Origin of the sequence: Pseudomonas lijiangensis (assembly GCF_018968705.1) — a bacterium.
In the GTDB taxonomy this organism is placed as follows: domain Bacteria; phylum Pseudomonadota; class Gammaproteobacteria; order Pseudomonadales; family Pseudomonadaceae; genus Aquipseudomonas; species Aquipseudomonas lijiangensis.
In genome coordinates, this window is the sequence record NZ_CP076668.1 from 3,227,373 (window position 1) to 3,243,001 (window position 15,629).

Annotated in this window: 10 protein-coding genes; 6 read left to right on the plus strand and 4 right to left on the minus strand. The window is 59.1% G+C overall.

Annotated features, from left to right (window positions below; genetic code table 11):
* Window positions 1-107: 107 nt before the first annotated feature.
* Genes KQP88_RS13255 through KQP88_RS13265 form a run of 3 tightly spaced genes read right to left on the minus strand, consistent with a single transcriptional unit; the run spans window position 108 to window position 5,829 of the window.
* Window positions 108-1,505 carry an efflux transporter outer membrane subunit gene (locus KQP88_RS13255; RefSeq protein ID WP_216703297.1) on the minus strand — a complete coding sequence of 466 codons (1,398 nt, stop codon included), beginning with the start codon at window positions 1,503-1,505 and terminating at the stop codon, window positions 108-110.
* Window positions 1,502-4,645, minus strand: coding sequence for an efflux RND transporter permease subunit (locus KQP88_RS13260; protein ID WP_216703298.1), 3,144 nt, complete (start codon window positions 4,643-4,645; stop codon window positions 1,502-1,504). Before KQP88_RS13260 ends, KQP88_RS13255 begins: the two co-directional genes overlap by 4 nt.
* 2 nt (window positions 4,646-4,647) lie before the next feature.
* Complete coding sequence (locus KQP88_RS13265; RefSeq protein WP_216703299.1) at window positions 4,648-5,829, minus strand: efflux RND transporter periplasmic adaptor subunit; 1,182 nt, start codon at window positions 5,827-5,829, stop codon at window positions 4,648-4,650.
* 150 nt (window positions 5,830-5,979) lie between these two features.
* Between KQP88_RS13265 and baeS the strand changes: the two genes are divergently transcribed.
* The 5 genes from baeS (at window position 5,980) to trhP (ending at window position 12,183) form a co-directional block, all read left to right on the plus strand.
* A complete protein-coding gene (baeS, locus tag KQP88_RS13270) occupies window positions 5,980-7,368 on the plus strand; it encodes a sensor histidine kinase efflux regulator BaeS (protein WP_216703300.1) in 1,389 nt (462 codons plus the stop codon).
* 3 nt (window positions 7,369-7,371) lie between these two features.
* Window positions 7,372-8,049 (plus strand): response regulator, encoded by a 678-nt coding sequence (locus KQP88_RS13275; RefSeq protein ID WP_216703301.1) that lies wholly within the window; start codon window positions 7,372-7,374, stop codon window positions 8,047-8,049.
* 71 nt (window positions 8,050-8,120) lie between these two features.
* Window positions 8,121-9,407 carry a 3-deoxy-manno-octulosonate cytidylyltransferase gene (gene kdsB / locus KQP88_RS13280; RefSeq protein ID WP_216703302.1) on the plus strand — a complete coding sequence of 429 codons (1,287 nt, stop codon included), beginning with the start codon at window positions 8,121-8,123 and terminating at the stop codon, window positions 9,405-9,407.
* A 132-nt stretch (window positions 9,408-9,539) separates the two neighbouring features.
* Window positions 9,540-10,718: a flagellin lysine-N-methylase gene (fliB, locus tag KQP88_RS13285; RefSeq protein ID WP_216703303.1), complete on the plus strand. Its 1,179-nt coding sequence runs from the start codon at window positions 9,540-9,542 to the stop codon at window positions 10,716-10,718.
* A 145-nt stretch (window positions 10,719-10,863) separates the two neighbouring features.
* Complete coding sequence (gene trhP / locus KQP88_RS13290) at window positions 10,864-12,183, plus strand: prephenate-dependent tRNA uridine(34) hydroxylase TrhP (protein ID WP_216703304.1); 1,320 nt, start codon at window positions 10,864-10,866, stop codon at window positions 12,181-12,183.
* A gap of 91 nt (window positions 12,184-12,274) precedes the next feature.
* Here the strand turns inward: trhP and KQP88_RS13295 are convergent, their stop codons facing one another.
* Window positions 12,275-14,080, minus strand: a complete 1,806-nt coding sequence (locus KQP88_RS13295) for a di-heme-cytochrome C peroxidase (protein ID WP_216703305.1) — start codon at window positions 14,078-14,080, stop codon at window positions 12,275-12,277.
* A gap of 347 nt (window positions 14,081-14,427) precedes the next feature.
* Between KQP88_RS13295 and KQP88_RS13300 the strand changes: the two genes are divergently transcribed.
* Window positions 14,428-15,480 carry an NAD(P)-dependent alcohol dehydrogenase gene (locus KQP88_RS13300; protein ID WP_216703306.1) on the plus strand — a complete coding sequence of 351 codons (1,053 nt, stop codon included), beginning with the start codon at window positions 14,428-14,430 and terminating at the stop codon, window positions 15,478-15,480.
* Window positions 15,481-15,629 lie beyond the last annotated feature (149 nt).

Genomic DNA, 15,629 nt, shown 5'->3' on the forward strand with positions numbered 1-15,629 from the left:
GTAGGAGCGGATTCATCCGCGAAGACAGTATTCCCAACGATAAACAGGTATCGGGCCCTCGCGAATAAATTCGCCCCTACAAATCATGATGTCGGGTTTTACCTCGATCAGTTCCACCCACCACCCATCACCTTGTACAGGCTGACCCTGTTGCTCTGCTCGGACAGTCGCAGGGTGATCAGATCCTGCTCGGCGCTGTACAGCGAGCGTTGCGCGGTCAGTGCTTCCAGGTAGCTCTGCGAGCCGCCACGATAAAGGGCATCGGACAGTTCGAAGCTTTTGCGGCTGGCATCGGTCAAGGCCTGCTGCGCCGCAAGTCGCTCATCAAGCGTGCTGCGAACCGCCAGGGCATCGGCCACTTCCTTGAAGGCGCTCTGAATGGTCTGCTGATAGGTCTGGACCTGAATTTCGCGTTCGACCTTGGCAGCGTCCAGGGTTGCACGGTTCGCACCGCCATCGAAGATCGGCACGCTGATGCTCGGCGCAAAGGTCCAGGCGCCGCTGCCCGCCTTGAACAGACTGGACAGGCTTGAGCTGGCTGAACCGGCATTGGCCGTCAGGCTGATGGTCGGAAAGAACGCCGCACGCGCTGCGCCAATATCGATATTGGCTGACTTGAGGCTGTGCTCGGCGGCCAGTACATCGGGGCGACGCTGCAACAGGCTCGATGGCAGCTCATCCGGCACCTGGACCAGCTGTGCAGCCGATTGCAGATCGCTGCCCGGCAAAAGGTCTTTAGGAATGTCGCTGCCGACCAGCAAGCGCAAGGCATTCTGATCCTGAAGAATCTGACTGGCATATTCCGCCACATCGCCACGGGCCGACTCGACGGTGGTCTGGGCCTGCACCAGCGACAATCCGGAAGAACCGCCCAGTGCATGACTGCGCCTGGTCAGGTCATACGTCTGCTGCTGGCTGGTCAATGTTTCCTGAGCCAGTTGCAGAAGCTGGTTGTCCGCCGCCAGGGTCAGCCAGGCCGTCGCCACTTCGGCCACCAGACTGATCTGGGTGCTGCGCCGGGTCTCAGTCAGCGCCAGATAGTCTTCCAGTGCTTCGTCCTGCAGATTCTGAATCCGCCCGAAAACATCCAGCTCGTAACTGGTCATGCCCACTTGCGCGCTGTATTCGTGACTGGTGCTCGCCGTGCCAGTGCTGGACATGGACCCCGGCGTACGGCTTTTAGTACCGCTGACGCCTGCACTGATGGTCGGCAGGCTCGCAGCCCGCTGAATCCGGTACTGAGCCTGGGCTTTTTCGATATTCAGGCTGGCCAGGCGCAAATCACGGTTATTGCTCAGAGCCAGTTCCTGCAACTTCACCAGCCGGTTGTCGGTGAAGAATGTCTTCCATTCGATGGAGGGCGCAACCGTGCCTGATTCGGCCGCCATCACCGGCAACCATTGCTGCGCGACAGGCGCGTCGGGACGCTGATACTCGGGCGCCAGATTGATACAACCGCCAAGCAGCGCCAACGCGGCCGGCAAAAGCCAATGCAATTTGATCATGCGTCACCTGTAGAAACTGTCGATGTCGTGGTCGTAACCGAAGAGCTGCTGAAACGACGACGAATCAACAGGAAGAACAGCGGCACAAAGAAAATGCCAAGGACTGTGGCGCTGAACATGCCGCCCAGTACGCCTGTACCAATGGCCTGGCGCCCGGCAGAACCTGCCCCGGAACTCAATGCCAGTGGCAACACCCCGAACATGAATGCCAGCGACGTCATCAGGATCGGCCTCAAGCGTTGGCGGGACGCAATCAGAATCGCGTCCTGCAGGCTCTTGCCATGCTCTTGAAGGTGTTTGGCGAATTCGACGATCAGAATGGCGTTCTTGGCCGCCAGTCCCACAGTCGTCAGCAGTCCCACCTGGAAGTAGACGTCGTTGCTCAAACCACTGACGCGAGTCGCCAGCACAGCCCCAACGACACCCAGCGGCACCACCAGCATCACCGAAAACGGCACAGACCAGCTTTCATACAGTGCCGCCAGGCAGAGAAACACAAACAGAATCGAGATACCGTAGAGCAATGGCGCCTGCGAGCCGGACAGCCGCAATTGATAGGACTGGCCGCTCCACTCATAACCGATGCCTTCAGGCAGTTGCTTGACGATCTCTTCCACGGCCGCCATGGCAACCCCGGAGCTCACACCCGGCGCAGGATCACCCACGATTTCCAGCGACGAATTGCCGTTGTAGCGCTCCAGCAAAGGCGAACCGTAGCTCCAGGCACTGCTGGCGAAGGAGGAAAAAGGCACCATTTCGTCATTGCTGTTACGCACGAACCAGTGATCCAGGTCCGCCGACTGCATGCGCGACGTGGCCTCGCCCTGGACATAGACCTTCTTGACCCGTCCCTGATTGAGGAAGTCATTGACATAGGTGCCGCCAAGCGCGGTGGACAAGGTGTCGTTGATGTCACTGGTGCTCAGCCCCAGGGCACCGGCCTTGCGGTCATCAATGCTGACTTTCAGTTGAGGCGTATCGTCCAGACCGTTGCTGCGTACGCCCAGCAAGCGCGGATCTTTCCTCGCCAGTTCGATGAACTGCTCACGCGCCGCGACCAGGGCATCATGGCCCAGTCCGCCAAGGTCCTTGAGTTGCAGGTCAAAACCGGAGCTTTCACCCAGACCACGCACCGCCGGAGGCTGCATCACGAACACACTGGCATCCCCAATACTGGCCAGGGCCATGGTCGCTCGTTGAGCGATGGACGCCGCATCCTGACCTTTGCCCGAACGCTCGCTCCAGTCCTTGAGCTTGATGAATGAGCGACCGGTATTCTGGCTGTTGCCGCCCATGCCCAGACCGGTAATGGTGATCAACGAATCGACTTCCGGCTGTTGGAGCATGTAGCTTTCGAACTGCCTCATCGCCGCCTGGGTACGACTGTCAGTAGCACCTACAGGCAGTTGAACCTGCCCCATGAGGATGCCCTGGTCTTCGTCCGGCAGGAACGAGGTCGGCAGGCTGACATAACCTGCGGCCATTGCCAGCAGGATCAAGCCATACACCAGCATGCTGCGACGTCCACGCTGCAGCGTGCTGCCCACCAACCGCTGATAGTTATCGGCACCGCGCTCGAATGTCCGGTTGAACCAGCCGAAGAAACCGCCTCGCGGAGCATGGCCCTGAACATCGGAAGGCTTGAGCAAGGTGGCGCACAAGGCTGGCGTCAGGGTCATGGCCACGAGCACGGAAAGCAACATGGCAGAGACGATGGTCACCGAGAACTGCCGATAAATGATCCCCGTCGAGCCGCCGAAAAACGCCATGGGAATGAATACCGCACTGAGCACCAGGGCGATACCGATCAGGGCGCTGGTGATTTCCGCCATCGACTGGCGAGTGGCTTCAAGGGCCGAGAGCTTCTGCTCTCCCATCACCCGCTCGACGTTTTCCACCACCACAATGGCGTCATCTACCAGCAGCCCGATGGCCAGCACCATGGCAAACATGGTCAGGGTATTGATGGAGTAGCCCGCCAACGCCAATACGCCAAAAGTCCCCAGCAACACCACCGGCACCGTGATGGCCGGAATCAGGGTAGCGCGCAGGTTCTGCATGAACAGAAACATGATCAGCACCACCAGAACGATGGCCTCGCCCAGAGACTTGACGACTTCTTCGATGGACAGGCTCACGAAAGGCGTGGTGTCGTAGGCAATCACGTTCTTGAGTTGCATTTCCGTGGGGTAGAAAGGCTCAAGCTCCTTGAGCTTGGCCTTGACGGCTTCCCCCACGCTCAGGGCATTGGCACCGGTCGCCAGTTGCACACCCATGGCCGCAGCAGCCCGGCCATTCAACGCCGAGTTCACGTCGTAACTTTCGCTGCCCAGTTCAACACGGGCCACATCCCCCAGCAGCACCACGGCACCATCGCTGGAAGACTTGACCACGACATTGCGAAACTCCTCGGCGGTCTGCAGCTTGCTGCGAGCGCTGATGGTGGCATTCAGTTGCTGGCCTGCCACAGCGGGCAATGCCCCCAACTGACCGGCAGACACCTCAGTGTTCTGGGCCTCCAGAGCACTGCTGACGTCCGAAGGCATCAGGGCATATTTTTCCAGCTTGCCCGGGTCCAGCCAGATCCGCATGGCATAGCCCGATCCCATGGTCTGAACATCGCCCACACCGTCGATGCGGCTGATCTGGTCGAGCAAGGTGCTGGAAATGTAATCGCCGATCTGGGTACCGGTAACGCTGTCGTTATCGGAGGTCAGGGCCACGATCATCAGAAAGTCCGAACCGCCCTTGGTCACGGTCAGGCCTTCGCTCTGCACGGATTGCGGCAGCCGGGATTCAGCCTGTTGCAGCTTGTTCTGCACCTGCATCTGCGCCACATCGGGGTCGGTGCCGGCGGAGAACGTCAGGTTGATGCTGGCGCTGCCCGCCGAGCTGCTGGAAGCCGACATGTAGGTCAGGTTGTCCAGCCCTTTCATCTGCTGCTCGATGACCTGGGTCACCGAGTCTTCGACAGTCTTGGCCGAGGCTCCGGTATAGGTGGCCGAGATCCGCACCGTCGGGGGTGCGATATCCGGGTATTGCTCCAGCGGCAACTGGCTGATGGACAAGGCGCCGCCGAGCATGATGCAGATGGCGATAACCCAGGCAAAGATCGGCCTGTCGATAAAGAAACGCGCCATGCTCAGCCCTCCTTCGCAACGGTTGCGGGCGATGCCTGCGCGTCACTCTTGACGGCCAGTACTTCGGTGCCGACCCGGACCTTCTGCCCGCCTTCGACAATCACCTGATCGCCCGCCACGAGGCCAGCCGTCACCCACCACTGATTGCCTACCGCCCGGTCAATCGTCAGCATGCGCTGCTCGACCTTGCCATTGACCACCACCAGCACCGAAGTCATGCCACTGGCGCTGCGACTTACCGCCCTTTGCGGCACGAGGATCGCCTTGTTGTCTCGTGCCTGCTCCAGCACCGCTCGCACATACATGCCGGGCAACAACAGCCGGTCCGGGTTGGCGAACCGGGCGCGCAGGGTCACGGTACCTGTGCCTTCGTTGACGCTGACACCACTGAACTGCAACCGACCTTCACCCGGATACGTGCTGCCATCATCCAGTTTGAGGGTGATGGGCACAGCACCGTCGCTGTTGGCTTGCAGTACACCGCTGGCCAGGTCGCGCTTGAGGCGCAGCAATTCAGTGGTGGATTGCGTGACATCGACATAGATCGGGTCCAGTTGCTGCACGGTCGTCAGCGCCGTGTCCTGATTGGCCACGACCAATGCACCAGGAGTCACGGTGGAGGTTTCTATGCGCCCGGCGATGGGCGACGTGATGCGGGTATACGCCAGATTGATACGTGCGGTTTCCACACCCGCCTGCGCCACTTGCAGCTCGGCTTCGGCGCTGAGCAGACTGGCCTGCGCGTCTTCATTGTCCTGCTGACTGATGGCATCGATCTTCGCCAGCCGGGCATTACGCGTGGCCGTGCTCTGTGCCGACTTCAGGGTGGCACGGGCCTTGGCCAGGGTAGCCTGGGCGTCTGCCAGCGCGGCACGGTACGTTGCGCTATCCAGTTGATAAAGCGCCTGTCCCGCCTTGACCTCTGCTCCTTCGGTAAACAGCCGCTGCTGCACGATACCGCCGACTTGCGGCCTGATTTCGGCCACCATGAAAGCCTGCGTGCGCCCGGCAAGCTCGGTGGTCAGTACCTGGCTCTGTGGCTGGACACTGATCACGGAAACCTTGGGCAGCGCTGCGGCAGGCGCAGCCTCCTCGGGTGAGCAACCGCTCAGCAGGCTTAAAAGAGCCGCATAAAAAACAAAGGTGACAGTCACCAGGTTCTTGGCGAAGATTTTGATAGACATGGAATGCCTCTGCTGGACGTTATGGCTTGGGCCTGACGTCAGATTGCGAGACAAATGTGCAGGAAAATTGAAGATTCCCCGCGCAGCTTGAATCTTCGTCGCCAGCGGGCCTAAATGAGCGGCCTCTTCATCTCCACAAATGCGAAGCCCATGAAACTGAGCATCTCCACCAAACTCTTCATCGCGGTTCTGGCCAGCGTGTTGTTCGTCATCCTGAGCATGGGGCTGACCACCAGCTGGAGTTTTGCCCGCGGCTTTGTGGGGTATCTCAATGAACAGGGCATGCAGCGGATGACCCCGATTCTGCCCAAGCTCGCTGCCGCCTATGTCCAGGAAGGCAATTGGGAGTTCCTGCGCCATGACGGGGACCGCTGGTTCGACATCATGCGTCCCGACCAGGAGGACAACGAACGCAAGAAGTTCGACACCAATGCGATGCAGACCTCAGACCTTACCGGTGCCGTACTGCGTTTTGCGCTGCTGGATGCAGACAAGCAACAGGTGACGGGCTACTCGGGCCTGCATGACGATGACTATATGCGCCCGATTGAGGTGAATGGCAAAACCGTCGGCTGGCTGGCCATTACGCCTTTCCAGAGTGTCAGCGAAGCAGGCGGCGAACGCTTTCAGCAGTATCAGTTTCGGGCCAGCCTCGGAATGGGCGTGCTGTCACTGATTCTGGCCATGTTGATTGCCTGGTGGATCTCCCGAACCCTGCTTGATCCGGTCAAGCGTGTCGCAGCGGCCACCCATCGACTGGCCGCCGGGGAGTACGGCAGCCGGGTAGCAGTGTCTTCCAATGATGAAGTCGGGCAACTGGCCCGTGACTTCAATCAGTTGGCTTATACGCTGGAACGCAACGAACGCATGCGCCGGGACTTCATGGCCGATGTTTCTCACGAACTGCGCACGCCCCTGTCGGTGCTGCGCGGTGAACTGGAAGCGATCGAAGATGGCGTGCGCACACTGGATCAGGCTTCGATGAAGTCCTTGCAGGGCGAAGTCGGCATGCTCAGCAAGCTGGTGGACGATCTCTATGAATTGTCACTGGCCGATGTCGGCGCCCTGACCTATCGCAAGACCGACTGCGAACTCAATGACCTGCTCACAAGCAGCGCTGCCATGTTCCAGGAGCGTTTCGCCGCACGGAATCTGAGGCTGGAACTGGACCTTCCCGCCCAGTCGCTGCCTGTGCAGGCCGACGCCAAACGACTGCAGCAATTATTCAACAACCTGCTGGAAAACACGGTGCGCTATACCGATGACGGCGGCGTGCTGCAGATCCGTGCAGGCCATGAAGGAAACGAATGGCGTATCGACTTTCTCGACTCAGGGCCCGGCATCGACGCCGAGCAACTACCCCGCCTGTTCGAGCGTTTCTACCGGGGCGAGGCATCACGTAACCGGGCCAGTGGCGGCGCAGGGCTCGGCCTGGCCATCTGTCACAGTATCGCGCTGGCGCATGGCGGCAGCCTGACTGCCGATCACTCTCCGCTGGGCGGCCTCTGGCTGACCCTTCGCCTGCCACGGAATACCTGAAGCATGGTCAACGAAGCCCCCATTCTCATCGTCGAAGATGAACCCAAACTGGCTGCGCTGATGCGTGACTATCTGACCGCAGCCGGTTATCCGACCCAGTGCCTGGACAACGGCCTGCAAGTGGTGCCCGCGGTACGGGCCTGCGAACCGCGCCTGATCCTGCTGGACCTGATGCTGCCAGGCCGCGATGGTCTGCAAGTGTGCCAGGAACTGCGCACCTTCAGCGCGGTGCCCATCGTCATGATCACTGCGCGTGTCGAGGAAGTGGATCGCCTGCTGGGCCTGGACCTGGGAGCCGACGACTACATCTGCAAGCCTTTCAGCCCCCGTGAAATGGTCGCCAGGGTCAAGGCGATTCTGCGGCGCGCACCCCAGATGGTTGCTCAACAAGCCCAGCCACGCCTGCTGATCGATGAGGAGCAATATCGCGCCTCGTTCGACGGCGTGGCGCTGGACCTGACACCCGTTGAGTTGCGCCTGCTCAGCACGTTCGTCCGCTCGCCGGGTCGCGTTTTCTCCCGGGACCAGCTTCTCGACAAGCTGTATTCGGACCATCGCGTGGTCACTGACCGCACCGTAGACAGCCATATCCGCAACCTGCGGCGCAAACTTGCGCAGGCCTGTCCAGGCGAAGACCCCATACAGTCGCTGTACGGCGTGGGCTACAAACTGGAACTTTGATTCGCGCAGGCCCCGTCACTGGTATGATCCGTTTTTCGCCCTGCACTGCTGAAATCGTTTAAGGACCCTTAATGGCCAGCCATCCACAACGTGTCGCCATCGTCATCCCGGCAAGATACGCATCCACCCGCCTCCCCGGTAAACCGCTTGCCGACATCGCGGGCAAACCCATGGTGCAGCATGTGTATGAGCGCGCTCTGGAAGCCGCCATTGCCGATACGGTGGTGATTGCCACTGACGACCAGCGTGTGGCCGATGCGGCGCGCAGCTTTGGCGCGGCCTGTGTGATGACATCCCCCGACCATCCTTCGGGCACCGATCGTCTGGCCGAAGTCATGACTCAGGTCGAAGCCGATATCTACGTCAACCTGCAAGGCGACGAGCCTCTGGTAAGGCCTGCGGATATCACCACGCTGGTGAAAGGCATGCTTGCCGATGCGTCCGTGCAGGTCGGCACGCTCTGCCATCCGATAGACTCGGCCGAAGCAGGCAACCCCAATACCGTCAAAGTGGTACTAGCGGCCAACGGCAATGCGCTGTATTTCAGCCGCTCGCCGATTCCTTACCCCCGCGAGGCTGAAACCGCCACCTACCTCAAGCATGTCGGGGTCTATGCCTATCGTCGCGAGGTGCTGGCCAGCTACTCCGGCTTGCCCCAACCCATGATCGAGCACGCGGAAAAACTGGAGCAACTGCGCCTGCTGACCGCCGGTTACTGCATTCGCGCCTGGGTGGTGGAGCCCACCGGCCCCGGCGTCGATACCCCTGAATGCCTGGAAAAGGTCCGTGCCCTGATCGAAGGCCGCTCGCTGCCAAGCCTGCCTGCACTGTCCGACATTCGTCTGGTGATCACGGATGTCGACGGCGTCCTGACCGATGGCGGCATTTTCTACGACGCCACCGGCGAATGCCTGAAACGCTTCCACGTCCGCGATGGCATGGGCATGCGCATGCTGGAGGAAAACGGCGTGCGCGTGGCCGTGTTGTCGGGCCGCGACTCGGCCACTTTGCGCAAGCGCGTGGCAGATCTGGGCGTCGAGCTTTGCCAGTTCGGCATCAAGGATAAAAAGGCAGCCTGCGAGCAGTTGATGGCCGCCGCCGGGGTGACTGCCGGGCAAACAGCCTGTATCGGTGATGACTCCATCGACCTGCCAGCCTTTGCGGCCTGCGGCCTGTCGTTCGCCGTGGCCGATGCACCGGTCTATGTGCAGCAGCAAGCCACCCATGTGCTGCAACGCGCAGGTGGCACCGGTGCATTTCGCGAGGTTTCCGACTCCATCCTGATCGCTCAGGGCAAAGCCGATGTACTGGGCTCTGCTGCCGGTTATGCGTCGGTCATGGCCAAGATGGCCCAGTAAAACCTGAGGCTCCCGACCTCCAGCGGCTCGGGAGCCTGTACATCCGCACTACCATTTCCCCTTCTGCATGGAACAACTCCCGCACAACGGCCACTCAGGTTCAAACGAACCTAAGACCGCGGGAGAGAATTCATGGGCATTCAGTCCGCCAGGGCTTTCAAATACGTACAAGAGTTTTCATGCATTGCCGAGCGTTGCGAAGACAACTGCTGCAAGGGTAACTGGCGCATTGCAGTCAGCAATCGCAGCCACGAGCTGTACAGCCGGGACTTTCCCGAACTCTTGAACCTGATCGTCAAAGACGATTCGGGCTACCAGATGGACAAGGCCGGCGGCCAGTGCGGCGCGCTGCAGGGCGGACGTTGCCAGATCCATGCCCAGCAGGGTGAAGAAGTGCTCACCGATACCTGTGCCAACTACCCTCGCATGTATCGCCGCATCAACAATTCGCTGGTGAAGTCCGCAACCATGAGCTGCCCCGAAGTTGCCCGTATCGGGCTGTTTGGCGAATCGCCGTTCCAGATCGAAGAAGGCCCTCAGGACGACCATCATCTCTACGCCGCCGCCAATCAGGAGTTTCCTGGCATCGATCAGGCCCAGTGGCGCTCGGTGATGGAGTCTTTGCTGCAAATCACCCTGTCGAAGAAACTGCCGGTCAGCCAGGTGCTGCTGCGTCTATACGACATTTCCACGCAACTGTCGGAACTGCCTCATGCCCGCTGGATCGAGGAAATCCCGTTGCTGGCCGACAACACCAGCAACCTTCAGGAAGATACCCGCGAGCCGATTCTTGCCGATCCGTTGCTGATCGTCCTGATCAATGTCTTGAACTCGCCAGGCGCACCCTCTTCCTTGCGCCAGCAGATCCTCACCTCTTCACTCATCGTGCCCGGCGAAACCCCGGCACAGGCGCAATGGACCCTGCGCAGCGAATATCGCCGCCTGTACACGGAAAAACTGCAACACAGCCTGGATCTGATCCTGAAGCGTTTCATTGCCGCAGAAATGACCCGCACCGGCTTCCCGTTTATCTCCAACACCAGTGCCGGGCAGGATTACGGTTTGAGCCTGACCGAGTGGGCCACTACCCTGGCGATCCGTACCCTGACCTTGCGCAACCTGCTGATCGCGCATTGCGATGTAACCAACCAGTTGGCACCGGACAAACAACAGACCGTGGACCTGGTCTACCGCTTCTGCCGGGCTGCCAGCCATAACGCAGTGACCGCCGCCGAACGAACCTTGCGCAACACGATCACCGAAAGAGGCCTTGCCTATCTGAAGACGCTGATCAATCAAGTGGATGCCTGACCTTATCCGCTGTCGCCTTCCTGAGCCCTGGATCAGCAGGGTTCAGGCATCAAAAACTACTGCACCGACTGCTTCATAGATCCAGATCAATAAAACCGGAAGGCAAGGCGATTACCGTTCGCGACTTTTTGCGACCGACACCGCCATGACACCCTTTACCCCGGAACTGCTCGCCCCCGCTGGCACCCTGAAAAACATGCGCTATGCCTTCGCCTACGGCGCCGATGCGGTCTACGCAGGCCAGCCGCGCTACAGCTTGCGAGTGCGCAATAACGAATTCGATCATGCCAACCTGGCGCTCGGTATTCGCGAGGCACAGGGCCAGGGCAAGCGCTTCTATGTGGTGGTCAACATCGCGCCGCACAACGCCAAACTCAAGACCTTCCTCAAGGACCTTGAGCCCGTCATTGCGATGGCTCCCGACGCACTGATCATGTCCGACCCCGGCCTGATCATGCTGGTACGCAAGCACTTCCCGCAGATGCCGATTCACCTGTCGGTGCAAGCCAACACCGTGAACTGGGCCAGTGTCGAGTTCTGGCAGCAGCAAGGCCTGAGCCGCATCATCCTGTCTCGCGAACTGTCCCTGGAAGAAATCGACGAAATCCGCCAGCAGGTGCCTGCCATGGAACTGGAAGTCTTCGTCCACGGCGCGCTGTGCATGGCCTACTCCGGCCGTTGCCTGCTGTCGGGCTATATCAACAGGCGTGACGCCAATCAGGGCAGTTGCACCAATGCCTGCCGCTGGAAATATTCCGCCCGGGAAGCCACGCAAAACCAGCTCGGCGATATCGTGCAGACCTATGAACCCGAACCGACTCTGGGTGCTGGTGCACCGACCGATCAGGTATTCCTGTTGCAGGAGTCCAACCGCCCGGATGAACTGATGCCCGCTTTCGAGGACGAACACGGCACCTACATCATGAACTCCAAGGACCTGCGCGCCGTGCAGCATGTCGAGCGCCTGACCCGCATGGGCGTGCACTCACTGAAGATCGAGGGCAGGACCAAATCCCACTTCTATTGCGCACGCACCACCCAGGTGTACCGCCGAGCCATCGACGACGCCGTCGCCGGTCGCGCATTCGACCGCAGCCTGATGAGCGACCTGGAATCCCTGGCCCAGCGCGGCTACACCGAAGGCTTCCTGCGCCGCCATGTGCATGATGAATACCAGAACTACCAGAACGGCAGCTCGGTGTCCGAACGACAGCAGTTTGTGGGCGAACTGACCGGCGAAAGACGTAATGGATTGGCAGAAGTCCGAGTCAAGAACCGCTTCAGCCTCGGCGACCCTATGGAACTGATGACGCCCAAAGGCAACTTCCACTTTGATCTGCAGCAATTGCAGAACAACAAAGGAGCAGCCATCGAAATCGCACCCGGAGACGGACATACGGTGTACGTAGCGATTCCCGAGGAGGTGGATTTGGGGTTCGGATTGTTGATGCGGGATATCAAGTAGGAGCGAATTTATTCGCGAGGCGGCATTTCAAACGACGCATCTGTGCCGGATGTCATACCGTCTTCGCGGATAAGTCCGCTCCTACTGGCAGCTAAAGGGTTTTCATGTACTCGATCAACGCATAGCGCTGGTCATCGTTGAATGATGATGCGCCATAGTCATGACCTGCCTTCGAATTCCCCGGCAAGGAAGTATCGAAAGTGAACGGTGCGCCTGGCCCATTGGCATCGATAAAACCGACAGCCTTCGGATCGAACACAATCGAGCCCGTCTTGAAACTCGAAGGACGTGCATCAGGTGGAAGCAGCAGGTCATACAGCGTGCGTACCGAGCCGTTATGCAGGTAAGGCGCTGTTGCCCAGATACCCGTCAATGGACGCGCCTTGTAGGCAAGGGTCGGATACTCCTGGATATTCAATGCGTAGCAGGCCTGGAGTCGCTTGTTCTTTTCGGTCGAGGCAAGGCTCAAAAAGGAGAAAACGCTCTTGCGTTCGGTTAGTGCCGGTTGCGACTGGACGTTCATGTAATCCTTCAGCGCCAGCTCAAGAAGGTCTTTCTTCTGGTTCAGTAATATTTCCCGTGCCGTTACGCCCAACTGCGTAACCAAAGTTGTCTGGTCCGTGACCACGCCTTTGAATGTATTGAGAAACGCGCCCTTGAGCTTGCCAGGATCACTGATGAACTGGACCGCATTACAGGCCATCCAGGGGTCGGTATTGATGCTTTGAAGGCTTTCGGGCCTTGTGCTGATAGGCGTCATCTGAGCGACGATCTTGCTTTTCAGATCATCGCGCGACAACGGTAAATGGCAGCTTGAGCAATTGTTTTCGAACAGCTTCGCACCTTCTCCCACCTTCACAGGGTCGATAGCCCCGAGCCTTTCAGGCCATTTCGGTGGTTTCAGGCGCTGCAATGTGCGCTCGAGCTGATCGAGGTTATCGATGCGCACGCTTGAAACAAAGCCCTTGAAAAGCGAATTGGAGCGAAAGGCCACATCACCGAAGACACCTACGACTTCCGAGGCGTTGCGCGCAAGAGCACCGACATCCAGACCATCGGGGCCCAGTCGCTTGTTTGGAGCGACACCATTCCATTGCACTTTATCGTGCTGGGAAGTGTTCCACAGAAACGGATAGCTGACTGGAGCATCCGCGGGGTTGGGCGTTGGTTTTGGGGCGCCGTTGAGCTGGGCCACACGGTTGAGAATATGCCCCACGGCATCAACCCGGCCCGGGCCATACACCAGATCCGTTTTATAGAGCGATGCACTTTTATCAAGGAAAAGGTTCAACTCATTCAGTGAGCTGGAGAGAAGCTGACGATTGGCTTCAGTGTCGGCACCTGCAAGGACCTTTGTCGCAAAGCGATCAAATTTTTCATCATCGCCCTGGGTGTCGATCAACGCCTCGCGGAAGGCATCAACAAACTTCTGGAAATCTGCATTGGTCGGGCCGCCCTGAACCTCCCAGGTATGGCCACCATAGGAAATATTGGCCGTGTGACAGGCTGCACAGTTCATTCCCACCCAGGGTTCCCGGTCAGACTGGTCGCTCTTCCAGCGCAGGCGAGAAAACGTCAGGGACTTGTCACTGCCCTGATCGACCACAAACCCCAAGGGCAACCGATAACTCTTGTAGTCAAACTCCAGAGTGCGCGGCGTGTAACCATACTTTTCGATATTCGCATCAGACATGAAAGGCACTTTCGAACCTTTTATTTCCAATGCCATCATCCAGCTCAAAGGAACCAGGCGCGATCCCTGAGAAGTGTCCTGCCAGACTGCGAGATCTTTTGCACTCCAGTTCTGATCCAGGCTGTAATCATCTGCCAGTACCGCTGCCGATGTCAGGCTTGCGACCCCAATACTTACCGCTGCCAGCAAAGACTTCACTGTCATTTTTCTCGATCCTTCGTAACTGTCTCCGGGAACCGCATTCAATACGCACATCGCCCGAATCTTCGATGGGCTGCACCCTGACTGGCAGTGTAGACAGGTTTTAGAAGAGTGATGGCCTTTTGTCATAAGCCATGAAGACAGAGGCATACGGAGGCCTCTAGCGAATAAATGACGTGGGAGGCAGCTTGCTGGCGACAGCGCCGCTGTTCGGAATAAAGCCCCTCATGATTATCCAGTCTGCCTCATGACCGAATGCAGATTAACGCAATTTATCGATGGGTTTCGCATCCCTAGACTATGGCCATCAGCCCCGCAAAGGGCTTGTGTGCCTATGAAAAGGAGAACCCATGTCCATCAAAGCCTACGGCGCCCACGCTGGCGACAAGCCTCTCGAATCACTGGAAATCACCCGCCGTGCTCCGGGTGCCCATGACGTTCAGGTCGATATCGCTTATTGCGGCATTTGCCATTCCGACCTGCATCAGGTGCGGGGTGAATGGGCCGGGACTCAGTTTCCTTGCGTACCGGGCCACGAGATTGTCGGGCGTGTATCCGCAATCGGCGAGCACGTGAAAGGCTTCCAGTTGGGCGATCTGGTCGGTATCGGCTGCATCGTCGACAGTTGCAAGCACTGCGAAGAATGCGATTCGGGCCTCGAGAACTACTGCGACGGCATGATCGGCACTTATAACTTCCCGACTCCGGACGCTCCCGGCTGGACACTTGGGGGTTACTCGGAGCAGATCGTGGTGCACGAGCGCTACCTGTTGCGTATCCGCCACCCGGCAGAACAACTCGCCGCCGTTGCGCCGCTGCTGTGTGCGGGAATCACTACCTATTCACCCCTGCGCCACTGGCAGGCTGGCCCCGGCAAGAAAGTCGGGATTGTCGGTATCGGTGGTCTTGGTCACATGGGCATCAAGCTGGCCCATGCCATGGGCGCACAGGTGGTGGCTTTCACCACCTCGGAATCCAAGCGTGAAGCGGCAAAAGCGCTGGGTGCCGACGAAGTCGTGATCTCGCGCAACGCCGAGGAAATGGCCGCCCATGCCAAGAGCTTCGACCTGATCATCAACACCGTCGCGGCACAGCACAGCCTTGATGACTTCCTGGCGCTGTTGAAGCGTGACGGCACGCTGACGCTGGTCGGCGCACCTGCCTCGCCGCATCCATCGCCGGAGGTGTTCAACCTGATCTTCAAGCGGCGCTCGATCACCGGTTCCATGATCGGCGGTATTCCTGAAACCCAGGAGATGCTGGACTTCTGCGCCGAGCACAACATCGTCTCGGACATCGAGCTGATACGTGCCGACCAGATCAACGAAGCCTATGAGCGCATGCTCAAGGGCGACGTCAAATACCGCTTCGTGATCGACAACACCACCCTGGCCAACGCCTGATTCGGGGTATCAAGGCTACATGCCGGGGCCTGCCCATGGCCTCGGCACGGACGCAATCAAGAGCTATTAATCAATCCCGTTCATATGGCCTAGAAACCACAGGCAATTGAGGGTACTCAATAGCGTGCTACCGTTTCAGCAGTGTTGCG

What these genes read in the sequence shown, in the direction of transcription:
- trhP (WP_216703304.1), top strand. Translation starts at nt 10,864, where the DNA reads ATGACACCCTTTACCCCGGAACTGCTCGCCCCCGCTGGCACCCTGAAA.
- kdsB (WP_216703302.1), top strand. Translation starts at nt 8,121, where the DNA reads ATGGCCAGCCATCCACAACGTGTCGCCATCGTCATCCCGGCAAGATAC.
- KQP88_RS13255 (WP_216703297.1), bottom strand. Translation starts at nt 1,505, where the DNA reads ATGATCAAATTGCATTGGCTTTTGCCGGCCGCGTTGGCGCTGCTTGGC.
- baeS (WP_216703300.1), top strand. Translation starts at nt 5,980, where the DNA reads ATGAAACTGAGCATCTCCACCAAACTCTTCATCGCGGTTCTGGCCAGC.
- KQP88_RS13260 (WP_216703298.1), bottom strand. Translation starts at nt 4,645, where the DNA reads ATGGCGCGTTTCTTTATCGACAGGCCGATCTTTGCCTGGGTTATCGCC.
- KQP88_RS13300 (WP_216703306.1), top strand. Translation starts at nt 14,428, where the DNA reads ATGTCCATCAAAGCCTACGGCGCCCACGCTGGCGACAAGCCTCTCGAA.
- KQP88_RS13295 (WP_216703305.1), bottom strand. Translation starts at nt 14,080, where the DNA reads ATGACAGTGAAGTCTTTGCTGGCAGCGGTAAGTATTGGGGTCGCAAGC.
- fliB (WP_216703303.1), top strand. Translation starts at nt 9,540, where the DNA reads ATGGGCATTCAGTCCGCCAGGGCTTTCAAATACGTACAAGAGTTTTCA.
- KQP88_RS13275 (WP_216703301.1), top strand. Translation starts at nt 7,372, where the DNA reads ATGGTCAACGAAGCCCCCATTCTCATCGTCGAAGATGAACCCAAACTG.
- KQP88_RS13265 (WP_216703299.1), bottom strand. Translation starts at nt 5,829, where the DNA reads ATGTCTATCAAAATCTTCGCCAAGAACCTGGTGACTGTCACCTTTGTT.